Origin of the sequence: Acinetobacter sp. Brlt_5 (assembly GCF_051949055.1) — a bacterium.
Lineage (GTDB): Bacteria > Pseudomonadota > Gammaproteobacteria > Pseudomonadales > Moraxellaceae > Acinetobacter > Acinetobacter indicus.
In genome coordinates, this window is record NZ_JAYJLP010000008.1 from 25,166 (window position 1) to 43,954 (window position 18,789).

Annotated in this window: 14 protein-coding genes; 5 read left to right on the forward strand and 9 right to left on the reverse strand. The window is 48.7% G+C overall.

Going from position 1 to position 18,789, the window contains the following annotated elements:
• Positions 1–65: 65 nt before the first annotated feature.
• From VF685_RS06930 to VF685_RS06965, 8 genes are all read right to left on the reverse strand, one after another.
• A complete protein-coding gene (locus VF685_RS06930; RefSeq protein WP_127799017.1) occupies positions 66–2,057 on the reverse strand; it encodes an ATP-dependent helicase in 1,992 nt (663 codons plus the stop codon).
• Between the two features lie 472 nt (positions 2,058–2,529).
• Positions 2,530–3,669 (reverse strand): glycerate kinase, encoded by a 1,140-nt coding sequence (locus tag VF685_RS06935; RefSeq protein ID WP_440203595.1) that lies wholly within the window; start codon positions 3,667–3,669, stop codon positions 2,530–2,532.
• 56 nt (positions 3,670–3,725) lie between these two features.
• Positions 3,726–4,484: a hypothetical protein gene (locus tag VF685_RS06940; protein WP_286385037.1), complete on the reverse strand. Its 759-nt coding sequence runs from the start codon at positions 4,482–4,484 to the stop codon at positions 3,726–3,728.
• Between the two features lie 4 nt (positions 4,485–4,488).
• Entirely contained in the window at positions 4,489–5,292 is an 804-nt protein-coding gene (locus VF685_RS06945) for an NYN domain-containing protein (protein ID WP_005182091.1), read from the reverse strand.
• Between the two features lie 93 nt (positions 5,293–5,385).
• Complete coding sequence (gene topA, locus VF685_RS06950) at positions 5,386–8,022, reverse strand: type I DNA topoisomerase (protein WP_005182090.1); 2,637 nt, start codon at positions 8,020–8,022, stop codon at positions 5,386–5,388.
• Between the two features lie 33 nt (positions 8,023–8,055).
• On the reverse strand, positions 8,056–8,505 hold the full coding sequence (locus VF685_RS06955) for an ammonium transporter (RefSeq protein ID WP_005182089.1): 450 nt from the start codon (positions 8,503–8,505) through the stop codon (positions 8,056–8,058).
• A 70-nt stretch (positions 8,506–8,575) separates the two neighbouring features.
• Positions 8,576–9,598 carry a hypothetical protein gene (locus VF685_RS06960; RefSeq protein ID WP_440203596.1) on the reverse strand — a complete coding sequence of 341 codons (1,023 nt, stop codon included), beginning with the start codon at positions 9,596–9,598 and terminating at the stop codon, positions 8,576–8,578.
• Between the two features lie 220 nt (positions 9,599–9,818).
• A complete protein-coding gene (locus VF685_RS06965; RefSeq protein ID WP_005182087.1) occupies positions 9,819–10,064 on the reverse strand; it encodes a SlyX family protein in 246 nt (81 codons plus the stop codon).
• Positions 10,065–10,099: 35 nt separating this feature from the next.
• Between VF685_RS06965 and VF685_RS06970 the strand changes: the two genes are divergently transcribed.
• Together VF685_RS06970 and lpxL are read left to right on the forward strand one after the other, a co-directional pair.
• On the forward strand, positions 10,100–12,010 hold the full coding sequence (locus tag VF685_RS06970; RefSeq protein ID WP_127799023.1) for an ATP-binding cassette domain-containing protein: 1,911 nt from the start codon (positions 10,100–10,102) through the stop codon (positions 12,008–12,010).
• Positions 12,011–12,110: 100 nt separating this feature from the next.
• Positions 12,111–13,046 (forward strand): LpxL/LpxP family Kdo(2)-lipid IV(A) lauroyl/palmitoleoyl acyltransferase, encoded by a 936-nt coding sequence (gene lpxL / locus VF685_RS06975; RefSeq protein WP_127801829.1) that lies wholly within the window; start codon positions 12,111–12,113, stop codon positions 13,044–13,046.
• 331 nt (positions 13,047–13,377) lie between these two features.
• Here the strand turns inward: lpxL and VF685_RS06980 are convergent, their stop codons facing one another.
• Positions 13,378–14,505 (reverse strand): endonuclease/exonuclease/phosphatase family protein, encoded by a 1,128-nt coding sequence (locus VF685_RS06980; protein WP_152342202.1) that lies wholly within the window; start codon positions 14,503–14,505, stop codon positions 13,378–13,380.
• 194 nt (positions 14,506–14,699) lie between these two features.
• Here VF685_RS06980 and asd point away from each other — a divergent pair, with 194 nt between their 5' ends.
• From asd to VF685_RS06995, 3 genes are all read left to right on the forward strand, one after another.
• Positions 14,700–15,818 (forward strand): aspartate-semialdehyde dehydrogenase, encoded by a 1,119-nt coding sequence (asd, locus tag VF685_RS06985; RefSeq protein ID WP_005182074.1) that lies wholly within the window; start codon positions 14,700–14,702, stop codon positions 15,816–15,818.
• Positions 15,819–15,943: 125 nt separating this feature from the next.
• Positions 15,944–17,356 carry a type IV pilus assembly protein FimV gene (locus VF685_RS06990; RefSeq protein ID WP_286385030.1) on the forward strand — a complete coding sequence of 471 codons (1,413 nt, stop codon included), beginning with the start codon at positions 15,944–15,946 and terminating at the stop codon, positions 17,354–17,356.
• Between the two features lie 66 nt (positions 17,357–17,422).
• A complete protein-coding gene (locus tag VF685_RS06995; RefSeq protein ID WP_152342200.1) occupies positions 17,423–18,769 on the forward strand; it encodes a fimbrial protein FimV in 1,347 nt (448 codons plus the stop codon).
• Positions 18,770–18,789 lie beyond the last annotated feature (20 nt).

Sequence of the window (18,789 nt, forward strand, 5' to 3'; positions counted from 1 at the left end):
CCAAAAGCATGCGCCTACTCTACTCTGGAGATTGTGCATCAAGCTGCACCACACATGGCTCTAGTTTAATCGAGATCAATCCCAAAATCTAAACGAATCTTCTGGCGTTCGATCAGTGCACTTTTAACAGTTTGTTCACGGGTTTTATAATGGGTTTCACTTTGACACAGGTTACGGGTCAAATCGTTCAGAAAATAGCTTTCTACAGTACGTCCCTGTTCATCGACCGTATCTCTGGCCCACCAGCTGATGTTCTGCTTGGTCAGAATCAGCTCGTTTTGCGCCCGGGTTAAAGCCACATACAGCACCCGGCGTTCTTCTTCAACTTCGTCAAAATTCCCTTGCGCCCGTGCATGTGGATACTGCCCGGCAGTGACATTGGCCACATAGCAGACCTTCTGCTCGGTGCCTTTGGCCGAGTGGATGGTAATGAGCGTGACCACATCATCATCTGACTGGCGCTCAATCTCGCTAATCGAAATCGGATCGAGTACATATTCTTCCAGAAACTCGCTGAGCTGACCGTGTTTGCTGGCCAGCTGCTTGACCAGATCAAAATCTTTAAGCCGTTTTGACCAGTCTTTTTTGGCGTAATTCTGTTCCAGCTGCTCCACCAGTGCCTCAATCGCCAGACTGACACAGACGTCGACTTCCTGTTTCAGTACCGCCATTTGCTTCATAATCAAAATGGTTTTATCCGGAATCCGGCCAAATTTCTCCAGCTTTTCCGCAATCTGCTCCATTTCCGGATTCAACAATAACTGCTGTGCCAATTTACTGGCACCGACATCTCCAACGCCATTCCACAGGGTCAGAAAACGCATCCAGGCAATATCATCGGCCGGATTGGCAATGACCCGCAGCAGACTGAGCAAATCCTTAACGTGTGCCGATTCCAGTAATTTCATGCCGCCAATAAAACGATACGGAACATTGGCCGCAATAAAGGCCGCTTCAATATGCCGCGCGGCAAAGCTGGAACGCACCAGCACCATATGCTCCTGCCATGCTGCGCCCTGGATAAAGTGACGCTCTTTGATATCAATCGCAATCCATTTGGCTTCATCAAACTCATTCGGGAAAATATGCATGCGCGGTTTTAAGCCACTGCCACGATACGCCTCCAGCCGCTTGTCATAGCCGATCGGACTTTGCTCCAGCAACCAGTTCGACAGATCCAAAATTTCCTGGGTTGAACGATAATTACGCTCCAGCTTATAAATCTGGGCACCCGGAACACGTTCTTTAAAGTGATGAATGTTTTCAAAGTCTGCACCACGGAAACCGTAAATCGACTGCGCATCATCACCAACACAGAACAGCTGCACCCGCTCTTTTAACGGCTCTAGTAAGGCCCATTGCAAAGGATTGGTGTCCTGCATTTCATCGACCAGCATGTGCTGGCACAACGACGCGACATAATCGACCAGCCCCTCTGACTGGGCCAGCGCCGAGGCGACAATTGCCAGAATATCGTCATAATCCAGAAAATGACGCACCTGCTTGCGCGCTTCATATTCTTTCATGATCTCGGCAATCTGATCTTTATAATCTAGACATTCCGGCAGCTGCTTTTCCAGGGCAATACTCAGTTTTTGCCGGGTATTGCGGGCAAATGAATACAGATCACATAGCTGCTGCGGCTTGGGCAAGGCATTTGGATTTTTCTTGTCATCTTTACCACGCAGTAAACGGAACATCATGATCTGGTCATCACGATCAATAATCGAGAACTGTTCCAGCCCAAAGGCTTTTGGAATCCGGCGCAGCAGATACATACAGAAGGTATGGAAGGTCGAAGCACGTAAGCCCTTGGCCTGCTCGCCCAGTGCCAGCTCGACCCGCGCTACAATTTCAGCAGCGGCACGGCGGGTAAAAGTCAGAATCTGAATCTGATTGGCCGGAACGCCCTGATCAATCAGATAAGCCGCACGCGCCACAATGGTTTTGGTTTTGCCACAGCCAGCCCCAGCCAAGACCAAACTGTGCTTTGCTTCAGTGGTGGCTGCATTTTTCTGTTGGGGATTTAACTCGTCGATGAGCTGTGCAAGTGACATACCAAATCATTTCTCGAAAATTCAAAGCGAGATCTTATCATAAGCATCCCATCAACATAAAAACTAGCCTATTTGTAAACCCGGATCGTTTTCGAATTGAGTACTTCGTATTGCAGCCCCAGCTGTCGGGTCGTTACGTCCAAAAATTCAAAAAAGTTCGAATTGCGTAAATGAAGGGGAAATTGATGATTCATGTCGACATCTGAATCCACAATCAGCGTGACCTTCTTTTCAATTGCCAGCAGATTTTTAAAACACTCAGATGCATCTCATCAAAATGAAAAGACAGCACTCTCGGCTGTGAGTGCTGCTGCACAGGGTTTTTCTTGAGATAATTTTGCATATTTTCGCGGTAGGCCGGTTTTGCAAAACTGTGTACAGTGATGCAGCTTAATATCAAAACCAAGATGATCTTTTTCATCATTTCCCCATTTAGCATTTTATTTTTAAACCCTATTGGCATCTGGGTTTGTCACGCTTTCTTTAGTGATTGCATGACATTTTCGACGCTGTCGGTTAAATTGTTTTCTGCATTTCGAATCGCATCTTCCACTGAAATATCAGGTGGATTAATACCAATAATCTGTGTAAATCCCGCCTCCAGCAGTGGCTCAATACCTTCACCAATCATTCCTGCAAACGCATAGACCGGTTTATTCAAGCTTTTCGCAACCTGTGCCACGCCAAATGGGGTTTTGCCCATGAAGGTCTGCCGATCAATTTTCCCTTCGCCGGTCAGGACCACATCGGCCTGTGTAATTTTTTCAGTCAACCCGGTTTGCTGAATCAGCAGTTCAACACCTGACTGAATTTTTGCGCGTGCAAAAGCAAGCAAGCCAAAGCCCAGTCCACCCGCTGCACCGGCCCCGGCCTGATGTTGCACATTAACCCCGAGCGTTGTTTCAACCAGATTGGCAAAATAACCCAAGTTCTGATCGAGAATTTTGACCAGCTCCTGTGTGGCACCTTTTTGCGGTCCAAAAATGGCCGAGGCACCATATTCCCCACAGAGCGGATTATTGACATCGCTGGCAATCAGCATCTCGGTGGTTGCCAAACGGGCATCCAAAGCACTAAGGTCAATCTCGCAGATCTGCTTTAAATTGCCGCCACAAGGTTGCACCTCCAGGCCAGCCTGATCTAAAAATTTCACCCCCAACGCTTGCGCCATTCCACTGCCGGCATCATTGGTGACACTGCCGCCCAGTCCAATCACGATTTTAGACACGCCCAGATCCAGCGCCTGGCGGATCATCTCGCCAGTGCCATAAGTAGAAGTAAGCGCCGGATTGCGCTGCGCCAACGGAATAAGATGAATACCATTGGCCTTGGCCATTTCAATGACTGCAGTTTTGCCGTCGTCAATCAGGGCAAAGTAGCTTTCAACCTGTTGCTGCGGCAAAGGACCGCGTACCCGACACGAAACTTTCTGCCCGGTACATGCATTTAACAGGGCATCGACGGTGCCTTCACCGCCATCGGCCAGCGGTACCAAGCGACAGATTGCATCCGGAAACTGCCGCAAGATTCCGCGCTGCATGGCCTGGGCGGCCTGTACTGCGCTCAGGCTTTCTTTAAAGGAATCTGGTGCAATCACAACACGAAGTGGCATGTGGTTTATCCCCAGCGTGGGTGTCCATTGTGGATAAGTGTTGACTTATCCGCATATTAGCGTAGCCAGCCAATTTCCGCAGCGGTCAGGTCATTAATGACGGTGTATTGCAGGCTGTCCGGCATTTTGCTGGTGCTGCTACTTAGCGGAATATGCCCGCCCATTAACTCAGCTTTCTGCTGTGGATAGCGTGGCTGTTGCTGCGGGTTGGCATAACCCAGCGGATAAATCGGCAGTCCGGTGACCAGATCATATTTATCACTGGCGCCAAAAGCATGCAGTAATTCATGTGCCAGTACCACATGATTCTGCTGGTTCTGACGCTCGGCGGCAAACAGGTTAACCGAACCAATCCGGCCTTTTTCCAGCGCGGTAGAATGTTTTAAAGCTTTTTGATGAGCTGGATCATAATAGTTTAAATACAGGGTCACATGCGGTGCGCCATCAACTGACTGATGCTGACGCCAGGCATAAAACCGGAACTTGAGACTCCAGATGATGCTATCGAGTAAAGAAGCCTGTTCCGGTACCTGTGGCGGCAACTGTTTCAGTTCCCGGCCAAGCTGCAGATAAAAATATACCGGTTGCTGGCGATACTGTGCTGCGGCCTGCTGCAAATACTGCTGCACCGTTTGAAAACTGCTGTTAGACAGCTGCTGGATATAAAGCTGCGTGCTGTCCTGTCCATCAGCATTCACCGGATGCAAGAGCACCCGCACCGGTTTAGTCCAGTCCTGATTCTGGTCACGATAGGCATTTACCGCCACAATGAAAAGAATCAGCAACAAGATCAGGATACGAATCTTTTTCCACATCGGCTTAAGCGCTCTGTTTTTTGAGTTTTCTCAGATACATCTGACTCATTTCAATTTTGGTTTCAAACAGATTCAGGGTTTTAATGAGTCCGGAGAGCTTGGCCCGACCATAGTTTCTGGAATCAAAATCCGGTTTTACCGCGCTGATATATTGCCCAACCATGCCCAGATTGGCCCAGCCATTTTCATCGGCATTGTCTTTGACTGCTTTATAAATCAGATTCAGTGTGGCGCGATCCATCATCTCTGCAGCCGGGTTTTCTTTCGGCACAGTGCTGGATTTTAGCTCGGAGTTTTTTGCACTTTCTAGGTTCTTTTTGTCCTGAACCGGGCTGATTTCATCTTCTTCAGCATTTTTCAGTTCATTTTCAGAGATCAGGTTTTCAATATAAATAAATTTATCACAGGCTTTTTTAAAGGCTTCCGGAGTGGATTTTTTGCCAAATCCATAAACACTCAGGCCATTTTCACGAATCCGTGAGGCCAGCGGAGTAAAGTCACTGTCACTGGACACAATACAGAAACCATCCAGCGCTCCGGCATAGAGCAAATCCATGGCATCAATAATCAGGATCATGTCGGTGGCATCTTTGCCTTTGGTATAGGCAAACTGCTGTACCGGGGTAATGGCATGCGGCAACAGCACATCACGCCACTTTTTCAGGGTTTCACTGCTCCAGTCCCCATAGACCCGTTTCACGCTGGCAATGCCATATTTGGCGACTTCTTCAAGCACCGAAGCAATAGCGTGAATCGAAGAGTTATCGGCATCAATTAACACCGCAAATTTTTTTGTTTGGATATCCACCGGTTCCCCAAACGCTTATTATTCAAATTTATTGTGGAGTTGATTTTGACATAAAAAATGCCGACTGATGTCGGCATTTTTTATTTTTAGCTTTTAGGCTTCAACCCATTTGCCATCCTGATATACCAGACTCCATTTGGTCTGCTTGCCTTCAGGGGTTTCAGAGCCAATATATTGCGCCTGATTTTTACGGCTGAATTTCACCAGAGTCGGGTTGCCTTCTGGGTCTACATCGGGTGCTTGCAAAATGAATTGATATTTTGGATCAAGCTGGTCAGCAACCGTACGCAGTTCCGCCACCTTCGGTGCACGGGTTTCACGCACTTTCGGGAACTTGCTGGCCGCCAGGAATAAACCGGCAGCGCCATCACGCAGGACAAAAAAGTCATCATGCTTGGTCGAGCGTAAATGTTCCATCTTGATTGGGTCGACACGCGGCGGCGCAGGCTGACCGTTTTTCAAGACTTTACGGGTATTGTCACAGCTGGTGCAGGCAAAATACGGACCAAAACGGCCAGTTTTCAGCTGCATTTCGCCATCACATTTATCGCATGGAATGGTCGGGCCATCATAGCCTTTAATCTTGAACTCGCCTTCTTCCAGCTCAAAACCGGCACAGTCCGGGTTATTACCGCAAATATGCAATTTACGGCCCCCATCAATCACGTAGCTATCCATGGCAGTTTCACAGATCGGGCAGCGTTTTTTCGACATCAGGTCGGCGGTTTCAGCACTGTCATCATCTGACAGGGCCGCCAGAGATTCAACTGGCGTTAAATTCAAAGTGCCTTTACAGCGTTCTTTTGGCGGCAGGTTATAACCGGAACAGCCCAGGAATACCCCGGTGGTACCGGTACGAATCTGCATTGGACGTTCGCATTCCGGACAATGCACGGCATCCACTTCCACCGGCAGATTACGGCGCATACCCTGTTCGCCCTGTGCATTGGTCAAACGGGTTTTAAAATCACCATAGAAGCTGTCGAGCAGATCTTTCCAGTTGCGTTCACCATCGGCCACTTTATCCAGCTGACCTTCTAAGTCCGCGGTAAAGTCGTAGTTCATCAGGTTGTTAAAGCTTTCATCCAGACGGTCGGTGACAATTTCACCCATCTTTTCCGCAAACAGGCGGCGGTTTTCCAGCTTGACATAACCACGGTCCTGAATGGTGGAAATAATCGCCGCATAGGTCGATGGACGGCCAATGCCACGTTTTTCCAGTTCTTTCACCAGCGAGGCTTCGGTAAAACGTGCCGGCGGCTTGGTAAAGTGTTGTGATGGGTCCAGCTTTTGCAGTTTCAGCACTTCGCCGACTTTCACTGCAGGCAGCAATACATCATCATCAGACTTGTTCTGACCACGCACTTTGGTAAAGCCATCAAAGACCAGGGTACGGCCTTTGGCTTTCAGTTCTACCCCATTGGCATTGACTAGAATGGTCGACGATAAATATTCGGCCGGAGTCATCTGACAGGCCACAAACTGACGCCAGATTAAATCGTATAAACGCTGGGCATCACGCTCGACACCGGCCAGGCTGTCGCCTTTCAGACCGACATTGGATGGACGAATCGCTTCGTGAGCCTCTTGTGCGCCGGCTTTGTTGCCGTAACGGTTTGGCTTGGCCGGTAAATATTTCTGGCCGTACTCGGATTCAATATGCGTACGCACCATATTCACGGCGTCATCACTCAGGAACGTCGAGTCGGTACGCATATAGGTAATAAAACCGGCTTCATACAGACGCTGTGCCAGCATCATGGTTTTCTTGACCGAGAAACCTAAGCGGGTACTGGCCGCCTGTTGCAGCGTTGAGGTGATATACGGCGCACTCGGATTCACCTTGGTCGGCTTGTCTTCACGTGCAGCCACCGTATAGTCTGCATCTTTAATCAGGTTCAGCAAGGCATCGGTTTCAGCCTTGTTACGCAGCTTTAGGGTCTTGCCATTTTGCTTGACTGCTTCCAGACGAATATCATCTTGTGCAGATTTGGTATCGGCAAATACCTGCCAGTATTCTTCCGGAATAAAGGCACGAATTTCACGTTCACGCTCTACCACCAGTTTCACGGCTACTGACTGGACACGACCGGCTGACAGACCACGGGCAATTTTTTCCCACAGCAATGGCGAAATCATAAAGCCAACCACACGGTCCAGGAAACGGCGCGCCTGCTGCGCATTGACTTTATTGGTGTCTAGACGTGCCGGATGCTTAAAGGCTTCCTGAATGGCATTTTTGGTAATTTCGTTAAATACCACACGCTGATAACGCGCATCATCACCGCCAATGACTTCTTTTAAATGCCAGGCAATGGCTTCCCCTTCACGGTCCAAATCCGTTGCCAGATAGACTTCATCGACCTGCGATGCCAGTTTTTTCAATTCAGCAACAACATTTTCCTTGCCCGGTAGCACTTCATACTGGGCTTTCCAGCCATGCTCCGGGTCTACCCCCATGCGGTTGACCAAGGCCTGCTGAGCTTTTTCTGCTTTTTGTGCTTCGGTCAGTTTGGCACGTGTGGTGGTTTTCTTTTCTGTACTTTTACTGGCGCCTGTAGGCAAATCACGCACGTGACCGACCGACGACTTTACAATGTAATTCGAACCGAGGTATTTGTTGATTGTTTTCGCTTTTGCAGGCGACTCCACAATCACCAAGGCACGCTTAGCGCCATCGGCAGATTTTGCTGTAGTGCTTTTCGATGTGGAGCGAGGAGCGTTCGCCATAGTTAACCGTAGTTCCTGTGAAAATGTTTTAAATTAAAGTTCAGCCAAAGAATGTAAATATGCCTTGATGTCATCCAGTTGGGTGGCTTTCAGATCAGCTTCTTCATCCCAATAGAGTCCTACACAGTTTGCCTGCATATCAATAGCATAAATGCCCTTTAATGCAACGGGTGTATGATTAAATTTTTCCTCACCATGCACCAGTTCAAGCTGCTGATCGACCACCCGGGCGCGCATTAACGGCAAGCGGGCCTCTGGAATCAGTACGCTATAATAGGCCACCATACTGGCACGGCTTTCTGTGGCCATCGGAATTTTGGTCCAGTCCGGCGCAGCCACCAGACGCGGATGTAGGCCCATCTTGCGGGCTTTTTCACGCATCAGGCCGAGGGCTTTTTCTCTTGGACTGACACGCAAACCAAAAATCGAGCCCAGCACAAAAATGATGATGGCCAGTGCCACCCAAATTCCAGTATTTTCCATAGCTCAACCTTTATGTTCTTTTATTAGAGTTGCATAAGCGCCATATAAAACGCAAGTTTGCACGACAAAATTAATTCAGGAACATTTCGTGGCTATAGACCACTTCATGCCCGTTCCAGTAGATATAGCCTTTTTCCAGCAGCTCCTTGAGCAATAACCGCACATCGGACTGGGGAAACATCTGTTCTAACAGGTCGCGCAAGGCATAAATATCTTTGGGTTTATCGGCTTTCAGTTCGCGCAGTTTACGCGCCACTTCCAGCTGTACCGGATCAATCTGGTCAAAGTTTTTAAACAGCGGCTGCTGCGCACTTTGAATCGGCGCGGCGACAGAGTCCTGTTCAATAACAGAAGCAGCTCCGCTTTCTGTCGACTGTAACTGTTTTAAGGCCTGATCCAGACTGCTGGCCACCGGTGTTTTTTCAGCAGAGGCATTTAAATCCAGCTGAATCCACTGTTTCAGCACCTTCTTGCGAAAGGCAATTTGCTCATCATAACGCTTGATAATTTTCAGATTAATTAACAAACCGACCAGACGCTGGGCTTTTTCCGGCACCACCTGCAAAATATTGCTGAGAGAGTTTTTCAGCTTCTCGACCGTATTCGGTTTACCGCTCATTTTTGCCAGAGCATCACAGTATTTTTTGACCAGTTGCAAATACGGTTTTTGCTGGATGGTGGCAATACTCGGCAAGCTGTATTTTGGCGTATGAAGTGGCTGCGCCGCATCTTCTGGCTGAATCAAAATCAGATGGGCACTGATATTCGAGGCCTGTAGCATCTGCACCAGAATATCGCTGCTGTCCTGGGCCGAAATAATTTCGACATGGCTATCTGGCTCAAGTAATGCCATTAACTGCCCGACCACCACGGCATATTCAAACTCTTTATGCGGTGCTTCTGGGGTGTCCAGTACCACCACCTGAGCGCTGTTCATCCAGCTGGCTAGTTCAGTCAGGTCATCCAGCGCGTACTCAAAGCGTCCGGCACAGTTAAACAGGTAGAGTGTCGAATAATGCTGCAGAATATCTCGCAGCAGTTGTGCCGTAGGCATATTCTGTTCAAGATCTAAAAGTACAACTTTCTGGGTCATGACAAAAAATAAAGGATCTGAGAGCCGAAAGTGGGCATTAGAGCCGGAAGTGAGATAAAGGTCAAATTTTTTTATTGTGGCGCTGTGATCGCTGCCTCAAAAGCGGCTGGAGCTAAACCGATCTACCAGTATCTTCTTTATATGGATACCTTAAAATAAACCCGCATTCAGGCTGCGGGTGTATTCATAGATTGTGCGGAATGTTCTAGCAATTGACAGATTAATAATGCGGCGGAATATTGGTCAGCGGATCGAAGGGAGCAATGCCTTCAGACAGGTCAGCTGACTCAACCCGTTGATAAAGCAGCTGCATTTGTTTCTTGAGGTCGGCAATTTCCAGATTCTGTTTAGTCACCTGCTCATTCAGCTGTTCAACTAAATCATCTAAAAATGCAATTCGGACTTGCAAATCTTCAATGGGTGCGGAAAATGACGCCTGATCATTTAGATTTTGTTGTTTAGTCATTTTAAATCCTCATTTGAGATTTTTCAGGAAACACTATGGCCTATATTACCCTAAGGGATGTCCAACTCGCGTTTGGTGGACCCGCCCTGCTCGACGGCGCGAACTTTACTCTTGAACGTGGCGAACGAGTGTGTTTGATTGGCCGTAATGGTGAAGGTAAGTCTACCTTACTTAAACTGATTGAAGGAAGCTTACTGCCCGATGCCGGTGAAGTCTCGATTCAAAATGGCTTAACCGTGTCCATGCTCACCCAGGATGTCCCGATGGATTCGGGCAAGGTTGCCGATATTGTCGCCGATGGTGCCGGTGAAGCAGCAGAAGTCCTGCGTGCCTATCATGCCGCCAATGATGCCTGCGTACTGGGCGATATGGCCGCCTGCGAGCGCATGGGTGAACTGCAACACAAACTGGATCAGCTTGATGGCTGGGCACTGGAAAACAAGGTCAACTCTATTTTAAGCAAAATGGGGCTGGACCCGAATGCCGATCTGGCAGATCTTTCCGGTGGCCGTAAACGCCGCGTGCTGCTGGCCCGTGCCCTGCTGACCCAACCGGACATCCTGTTACTGGATGAGCCGACTAACCATTTAGATGTTGAAAGTATCGAATGGCTGGAAAAATTCCTGCTCGATCAGAACAACCTGACCTTATTGTTTATTTCGCACGACCGGACCTTTGTCGACAGTCTGGCAACCCGTATTGTCGAACTGGATCGCGGGATTCTGCGCAGTTATGAAGGCAACTATTCACGCTATCTGGATCTCAAAGCCCAGCAGCTGGAAGCAGAAGAAAAACAGAATGCCCTGTTTGAGAAAAAACTGGCCGAAGAAGAAGCCTGGATCCGTCAGGGTATTAAAGCGCGTCGTACCCGCAACGAAGGTCGTGTTCGTGCCCTGAAAGCCTTACGCGAAGAATCCAAAGCGCGTCGCTTCCAGCAAGGCAAAGTCAACATGGGCGTACAGGAAGCTACGCGTTCAGGCAAACTGGTCTTTGATATTGAACATCTGGGCGTCAGCTATGATGGCAAGCCGCTAATCAAAGACTTCTCGGCCATTGTCATGCGTGGCGACCGGATTGGTCTGGTCGGAGATAACGGGGTCGGTAAAACCACCCTGATTAAAGCCATTTTGGATGAAGTAGAACACAGCGGTACCGTTAAAATCGGCACCCAGCTGGAAATTGCCTATTTTGATCAGCTGCGTAACCAGCTCGATTTGGAAAAATCGGTCAAGGACAACGTTTCTGAAGGTTCCGACTTTGTTGATGTCAATGGACAGCGCCGTCATATCTACAGCTATCTGCAAGACTTCCTGTTTAACCCGGAACGTGCGCGTACCCCGGTCAAAGCCTTGTCCGGCGGTGAACGTAACCGCGTGCTACTGGCCAAACTCTTGCTGAAACCATCCAATTTAATTGTGATGGATGAGCCGACCAACGATCTTGATATGGTCACGCTGGAACTACTGGAAGAAATGCTGGCTGAATACAAAGGCACCTTGCTGCTGATTTCGCATGACCGTGCCTTTATGGACAACGTGGTCACCTCGACCTGGGTGTTTGATGGCAAAGGTCATATTGAAGAATATGTCGGCGGCTATCAGGACTATTTACAGCAGCGTCCGGATCAAACCGTGGTTGACCAGAAAATGGCGGTGAAAAAAGCCCAGGCCAAGGCAGAAGCAGCAAAAGTAGAAGCTGCTCCGGCGCCTGTGAAAAAGAAACTCAGCTATAAAGATCAGCGTGAGCTGGACCAGCTGCCGGCTGAAATTGAAGCGCTGGAAACAGAACAGGCTGAACTGTTAGAGAAACTGGCTGATGGTTCCTGGTTTGTATCCGATGCCGAAGCTGCAACCCAAGCCTCGCAGCGTCTGGCAGAAATTGAAGAGATTCTGCTGGAAAAATTGGAACGCTGGGATGAGCTGGAAAATATGAGCAAAGGCAGTTAATTCACCCGCTTCACAGCATCTGCCGGACAGCGGCAGATGCTTTTCATCTTCAAAATCGTTCATGCTACACTGCATTTAACCTTCATTTTAAAACGTCACTATGCCGCAACCGCAAGATTATCAACCTGGTGAATTTCAATGGTCCTTTCTGCTACCGAAATACTGGAGCATCTGGATCGGTATTATCTTCCTGATGATTTTGGCAATCTTGCCGTGGGCCATTCAGTACCGTTTAGGCCAGTGGCTGGGCCAGCTGGCGTTTCGCTATCTGCATTCACGCCGTAAAACCACTGTCCGCAATCTGGAGCTTTGCTTTCCAGAATGGTCTGCGCAAGAGGTGCAGGACAACGCGCGCCAGGTTTTTGTTGACCAGATGATTGGCGTATTTGAAACCCTAAATGCCTGGTATAGCCCGAAATGGTTCCAGGGCCGGGTCAGTATTGAAGGTCTGGAATATATTCAGCAGGCGCAAGCGGAAGGCAAAGGCGTCTTGTTGCTGGGCACCCACTCGACCCTGCTTGATGCCGGCGGCTATTTATGTGCCCAGTATTTTGAACCCGATGTGGTCTATCGTCCGCAGAACAATCCGCTGTTAGATATGCTGATTTACCGCTGCCGGGCCACCATTTATGCCCATCAGATTGACCATGATGATATGCGTGGTCTGGTACGTAACCTGAAAAATGGCCATGCCATCTGGTACAGTCCGGATCAGGATTTTGGCCTGAAACAAGGCGTAATGGCGCCATTCTTTGGCGTGCCGGCAGCCACCGTGACTGCGCATCGTCGTTTACTGAAAATGACCAAAGCCGCCGCAATTCCGCTGTATTTCTACCGCCATGGTGATCTTAAAAATCCGAAATATCATGTCTTGATTGAGCCACGGGTTGAGCGTTTACCAAGTGAGGATGAAGTCGATGATGCGACGCGTGTTAATTTGATTATTGAACGTCAGCTGCGCATCGCGCCGACTCAATATATGTGGTTCCATCGCCGTTTTAAGACCCGTCCACAAGGCTATGAGCAGCTGTACTAAGCAATACAGCGCCAATCTTTCTACAAGCCAAATACCATATACTGATTAAAATACAAGGACACGACAGCCCATAAAGTTAAACCCGAGTTCTGCATCCTGCAAAACTCGGGCTTATGAGGTTGTGCTTTCAAAACTTTTTTGTTGTTATCTCTGGCTTTCCATTCCTGCATCATCTCCATGATGACAATCCACCGGCTTCAACTTCCTTAACGGGACTCTCCTTTCCCAACTCCATCTGCCGATATGCTTAGAATACGCAGCTTGCCCGGTTTCAGCTATTGGCCATCGGCCTAAATCTGTGTAAGCCATTTCCTACACTTTTCCTCAAATTTCATGGCGTCTTGCTACCCTGCTTATAATCCTGAGCCAAATCATCGGTCACGATTTTTTCTTCCCGCTCGGCTTTTTCAATGCCTTCCTGAATTGCCTCCTGCGCTTCCTCTTCATCGGCTTCAGTCTGTTCCAGCTCTTCCTGAATGTGCTCAAACACCCGACTGGTCTGTAATACCACATAGACCGGAAAATGATCTGAGCCCATATGTGGCAGCCGCTTCATCTCCACCAGGGCAAAATCGGTACTGTGAAACACATGGTCCAGCGACCAGCGCAATAAGGGATAATCGGCATGGAAGGTATTGACATAATGCCGGCCGACGCGCGGGTCCAGCAGGCCACTGATGCGCTGAAACAGACGTGTGGTGCGTGACCAGGCCACATCATTCAGGTCGCCCATCACAATACAGCTTTCATCCAGATCTTTAATCTGATCGCCAACAATTAATAGCTCGGCATCACGCAGGGTCGAATCTTTGGCTTCAGTCGGACTCGGCGGTTTCGGATGCAGACAATACAGCTGCACCGGCTGGCCTGAACGCAGGATCACTGTGGTGTGAATTGACGGAATTTCATCACTAAGGATAAATTTCACTTCGGTTTCTTTTAAGGGCAGGCGGCTATAGAGATGCATGCCATATAAATTGTCCAGCGGCACCGGCACGCGATAAGGATAATCCGGCTCAATCACTGCCAGCTGCTGCTGCCAGACCGTATCGGTTTCCAGTGTCAGTACCAAATCGGGCTGGTATTTCCGGATTTCAGCAATGAGCAGGTGATATTTCTGGTTAGTGGTCAATACATTGGAAACCATTAACGAAATTTGCTGATCAGGGTTCAGCTGCTCCGGCTTAACCTTTTTAACCTGCTTTTTCCAGATAAAGGTATAAGGCAGCACCATTTTCAGCTGGTACGCCAGGGCGGCAATCAGACCGGTTAAAATCACATAGCGCGGCGTATCCCAGGCCGCATTCCACAGCAGCATCAGCACAAAGGCCACAATCCCCAGCACCAGAACCTGTAATCTGGGAAAATCGGCACCTCGAAACCACCATTCATCCCGCGGAATCAGCGACCAGAAGCTGATCCAGATGACGAAAATGGCCAGCATTTCCACCCAAATCATATGCACCTACTTAGAAAGTTCATTTTTCTCGTTTTTTTTAAATAGAAATCTAACGTTATCAATTTTGTATGTAACACAAACAAGTTATTTCACTCAATAATAATGATGTTTTGATTATGTAGAGCTTGCAGTTGTGTCCCCTTTTGATACACTCATACTCCTTTTTGTTTTTTTACGCACCGAGGCAAAGTGACATGAAAGTAGGTCTGGTCGGTTGGCGCGGGATGGTAGGTTCCGTCCTTATGCAACGTATGGTTGAAGAGAATGATTTTGCTCATTTTGAGCCATTTTATTTCTCTACCAGTAATGCCGGTGGTGAAGCACCAGCGTTTGGCGGTAAAACTGCCCCAGCACTTATGGATGCAACGGACATTAACAGTCTGAAGCAAATGGATGTCATTATTACCTGTCAAGGTGGCGACTATACCTCAGACGTGTTCCCGAAACTGAAAGCCGAAGGCTGGAACGGTTACTGGATTGATGCAGCATCTACCCTGCGTATGGATGATGAAGCAATTATCGTACTTGATCCGGTGAACATGAACGTGATTAAAGACGGTCTGGTGAAAGGCACCAAAACATTTGTTGGCGGTAACTGTACGGTTTCACTCATGTTGATGGGCTTAGGCGGTCTGTTCCAGAACAATCTGGTAGAATGGGCAACCTCGATGACGTATCAGGCAGCTTCGGGTGCAGGCGCACAAAACATGCGTGAACTGATCACCGGTATGGGCTACCTGTATAACAACACCAAAGAACTGCTGGATGACCCACGCTCTCCAATTCTGGACATCGACTCTAAAATTGCTGAACTGCAACGTGGCGAAGGTTTCCCGTCAGCCAACTTCGGTGTACCGCTTGCCGGTTCTTTAATTCCATATATCGACAAACAGCTGGAAAATGGCCAGTCGAAAGAAGAATGGAAAGGTCAGTCTGAAACCAACAAGATTTTAGGCAACCAGCAAATCGTACCAATTGATGGTCACTGTGTCCGTATTGGTGCCATGCGTTGTCACTCTCAGGCCCTTACCCTGAAACTGCGTAAAGATGTACCTCTGGATGAAATCGAAGATATCATCGCCAGTGCCAATGACTGGTCGAAAGTGGTACCAAATACCCGTGAAGCCTCTATGACAGATTTAACCCCTGTTGCAGTAACCGGTACCTTAACTGTTCCTGTGGGCCGTTTACGCAAGCTGAACATGGGTAAAGAATACCTGGGCGCGTTCACCGTCGGTGACCAGTTACTGTGGGGTGCGGCAGAACCGTTACGCCGTATGCTACGCATCTTAATTGACTACAAAAACGCGTAAGCCTTTTAAGCAAAAGTAAATTACAAAAAGCCGATCTGAAAAGATCGGCTTTTTATGTAACTAGCCTGTAAATATTTTACAATCGACTTACAACTCGCTAATCTATTCTTTTCGCTATGCGATAAATGACCGAGCTAACGATTAAGATGACCGTATATAACAAATTAAAGATCGCGATTTTAGCTATTCTTGCCTCACAACATATTCATGCGATTAATGTCGATCCTGTTCAGATTCAGTCAGCACCTGGGGAATTGCTGTATGCTGAAATGAACTTCCGTCAGTCCAATGTCAATGCGCCAATTGAAGTCAGTCTGGCCTCGGCAGAAGACTTGATGGCCATTGGTGCCAGCCATCGTCCACCGGGTCATTTAAATTTCTTTACCCGACGTGATGGTGCCGGCAACGGGGTGATTACCATTACCTCTTCTCGGCCACTGACCGATACCGAACTGAATATTGTGGTCAAAATTCGTGAAGGCTCGGCCACGCGTTTACAGCATATTAAAACCTCACTAAAACGCAGTACCCTGGCAGAACAACGCGCGCAGTTGCAACCGAAAGAGCAGCCACTAACACCGGTCATGGTCGTGAATGAACGGGACATTGCCTTAAACTTGCCGACCAGTACCGCCTATACCACAGCCACGGCATCTGCCAGCACCACGCGCAGTGTAGAAGCACCCCTAGCGATTCAAGCCAGCCCGCCACCGGCTTTAAGTCCATCAACCACACCAGCTGTCAGCGCAGCAGCACAGCCGGCTGCAAGCCCTGTGTCAGCGGTTACGCCATCAACTCCGGCGACATCAGCTCAACCGGCCTCTACAAATAACGCGGGCAACACAGCTGCCGTAAATACATCTGCCTCGGTTTCAGCAGATCCACTGGTCAAGAAATATGCCGAGCAGTTAAAAGCGCAGCAACAGCAAGCACCGGCAAAGCCGGCACCGGTTACAGCACCCAAAGCGCCAGCTCCATCTGCGCCAGCATCAACCACAGCACGGCATGTGGTGCAATCCAATGAATCGCTATGGGCCATTGCCTCACGTATCGCCGCAGAGAACCAGCAGCCGGTCGGCGAAGTGATGCAACAGATTAAAGCCCATAATGAACATGCCTTTATTCAGGGCGATGCCAACCGTTTACGCCGCGGTGCCACCTTGAATTTACAGGCCGTCAGCAGCGGGCAAAAAGCCGCGAAAAAGACCGTGCCGATCCCAGCAACTCAGCCTTCACGCCAGTCTGGCAAGGCCAAATACCGGATCAGTCAGGCCGAAATGAGCCTGGTGGCAGAAAATCAGCAAGATTCTGCCCAAGGTTCTGCCAAAAAGAACACACAAAGCGCGCAAACCTCAGAAGAGTTGTCACTAAAAGTTATGACAGCGCGTGAGAAAACCGTTAAATTACAGAGAAACGTAACACAGTTAGAATTGGCATTAAGTCAGAAGGATCAAAGAATTCAATTACTCAATGCGCGTCTTGCTGAATTGCAACAACAGTTGAAAAAGCAACAAGCCGAAAATAAGCCAAAACTCTAACGTATTACTCAACATGATTTTTTTCAGGAGAGATGGTTTATCCCTCTCTGCCTAAGGGGTAGCAACATGCTGATTTATGTGATTCCATTTATTTTGTTACTGGTCATCGCGCTGGTGTTAAAAAAGCGTGAAGCCAATAAAGAATCCGAACCAGCAGCAAAAAAACCGGCTGCAGCCAGTAAAACCAAGGCCAAAAAAAGCACCACTACGAAGAAAACTACGCTTAAAAGCACTATAGTGGCCGAGCCTGTTGCCGAACCACAAGGAAGCACACCACTTCCGGCAGATTTACGCCAGACCATTGAGACCCAGATTCGTGACCGTAACTTTTTCTCGGCCGAAGCGCAGATTAATCAGGCGCTGAAACGTGACCCGTCGTTGCATGAACTGTATCTGCTATTACTGGACGTGCATCTGACCCAAAAAGATGAATTTGCCACCCGCCAATTGCTGGATCATCTGAAGAATCTGGGATTGGAAGATATTCTGGCTCAGGCTGAAGCTAAAATCGAAGCACAGAAAGCTTCTCAAACCAAAGCAGAAACACCGGCCTCTGCAGCGCCAACTACTGCAGCATTTTCTGAAACACCAGTTAGCGCAAAAACACAACCCCCTGCGGATTTTGATGCACTGATTCAATCCAGCAGTTCAAGCACAGCCAGCACGTCATTTGACCAGTTACAACAGTCACTCAAAACCGAAACGCCAGTCGCAAAAACCGAAAGTGCTCCGGTACCAGATCTGGAATTTACCCCAAGTACCTCGGCTGCGCCTGTTAACACCCCTGCGCCAGCAAAAGCAGAAGAGGTTCAACCTCTTGAATTTAATCTGTCTTTTGACTCGGCTGACAGCACCCAAGTGGCTGCACCGGTAACACCGGTTGAGCCAGTGACTCCGGCTGCACAAGAACCTCAGGCACTGGATTTCTCGTTTGAGCTGGAAAAGACCGCAACTGAAGCCACACCTGCGACCACACCGGCCGTCACCACCCCACCTGCGGAAGAAAAATCAGACTTTAGTTTTGACTTCTCGATCAGTCCTACACCGGTGGCTGAACAGCCGGTAGAGCCTGCAGTTACCGCACCAGCAGACACTGCACCGCTATTCCAGTTTGACTTAGATAGCGCACCAACCATTGAAGCGACACCAGCAGCACCTGAAGCACCAATGGTTGAAGAGCCCGCTATTGCTGCGGTGGCGGCAACCGCGGTTGATCCGCATGATCCGCTGATTCAGTCCTTCCCTGAACTGGCCGAAGTCAATGAAATCCAGCTGAATCTGGAGCTAGCTCAGCAATATATTGAGCTGGGTGCCTATGATGCGGCCCGTGCCCTGCTGGCAGAAAAAGAAGCAAACTATTCTGCAGCGCAGCAGCAACACGCCACGCAGTTACTCAATCAAATAGCTTCTTGAAGCAAATCTCACTAAGATAA

Bases quoted from the DNA above. Each gene is read 5' to 3' on its own strand.
- VF685_RS06960 (WP_440203596.1), bottom strand. From the start codon at position 9,598: ATGACCCAGAAAGTTGTACTTTTAGATCTTGAACAGAATATGCCTACG.
- VF685_RS06995 (WP_152342200.1), top strand. From the start codon at position 17,423: ATGCTGATTTATGTGATTCCATTTATTTTGTTACTGGTCATCGCGCTG.
- topA (WP_005182090.1), bottom strand. From the start codon at position 8,022: ATGGCGAACGCTCCTCGCTCCACATCGAAAAGCACTACAGCAAAATCT.
- VF685_RS06940 (WP_286385037.1), bottom strand. From the start codon at position 4,484: ATGTGGAAAAAGATTCGTATCCTGATCTTGTTGCTGATTCTTTTCATT.
- VF685_RS06930 (WP_127799017.1), bottom strand. From the start codon at position 2,057: ATGTCACTTGCACAGCTCATCGACGAGTTAAATCCCCAACAGAAAAAT.
- VF685_RS06970 (WP_127799023.1), top strand. From the start codon at position 10,100: ATGGCCTATATTACCCTAAGGGATGTCCAACTCGCGTTTGGTGGACCC.
- lpxL (WP_127801829.1), top strand. From the start codon at position 12,111: ATGCCGCAACCGCAAGATTATCAACCTGGTGAATTTCAATGGTCCTTT.
- VF685_RS06955 (WP_005182089.1), bottom strand. From the start codon at position 8,505: ATGGAAAATACTGGAATTTGGGTGGCACTGGCCATCATCATTTTTGTG.
- VF685_RS06965 (WP_005182087.1), bottom strand. From the start codon at position 10,064: ATGACTAAACAACAAAATCTAAATGATCAGGCGTCATTTTCCGCACCC.
- VF685_RS06935 (WP_440203595.1), bottom strand. From the start codon at position 3,669: ATGCCACTTCGTGTTGTGATTGCACCAGATTCCTTTAAAGAAAGCCTG.
- VF685_RS06980 (WP_152342202.1), bottom strand. From the start codon at position 14,505: ATGATTTGGGTGGAAATGCTGGCCATTTTCGTCATCTGGATCAGCTTC.
- VF685_RS06990 (WP_286385030.1), top strand. From the start codon at position 15,944: ATGACCGAGCTAACGATTAAGATGACCGTATATAACAAATTAAAGATC.
- asd (WP_005182074.1), top strand. From the start codon at position 14,700: ATGAAAGTAGGTCTGGTCGGTTGGCGCGGGATGGTAGGTTCCGTCCTT.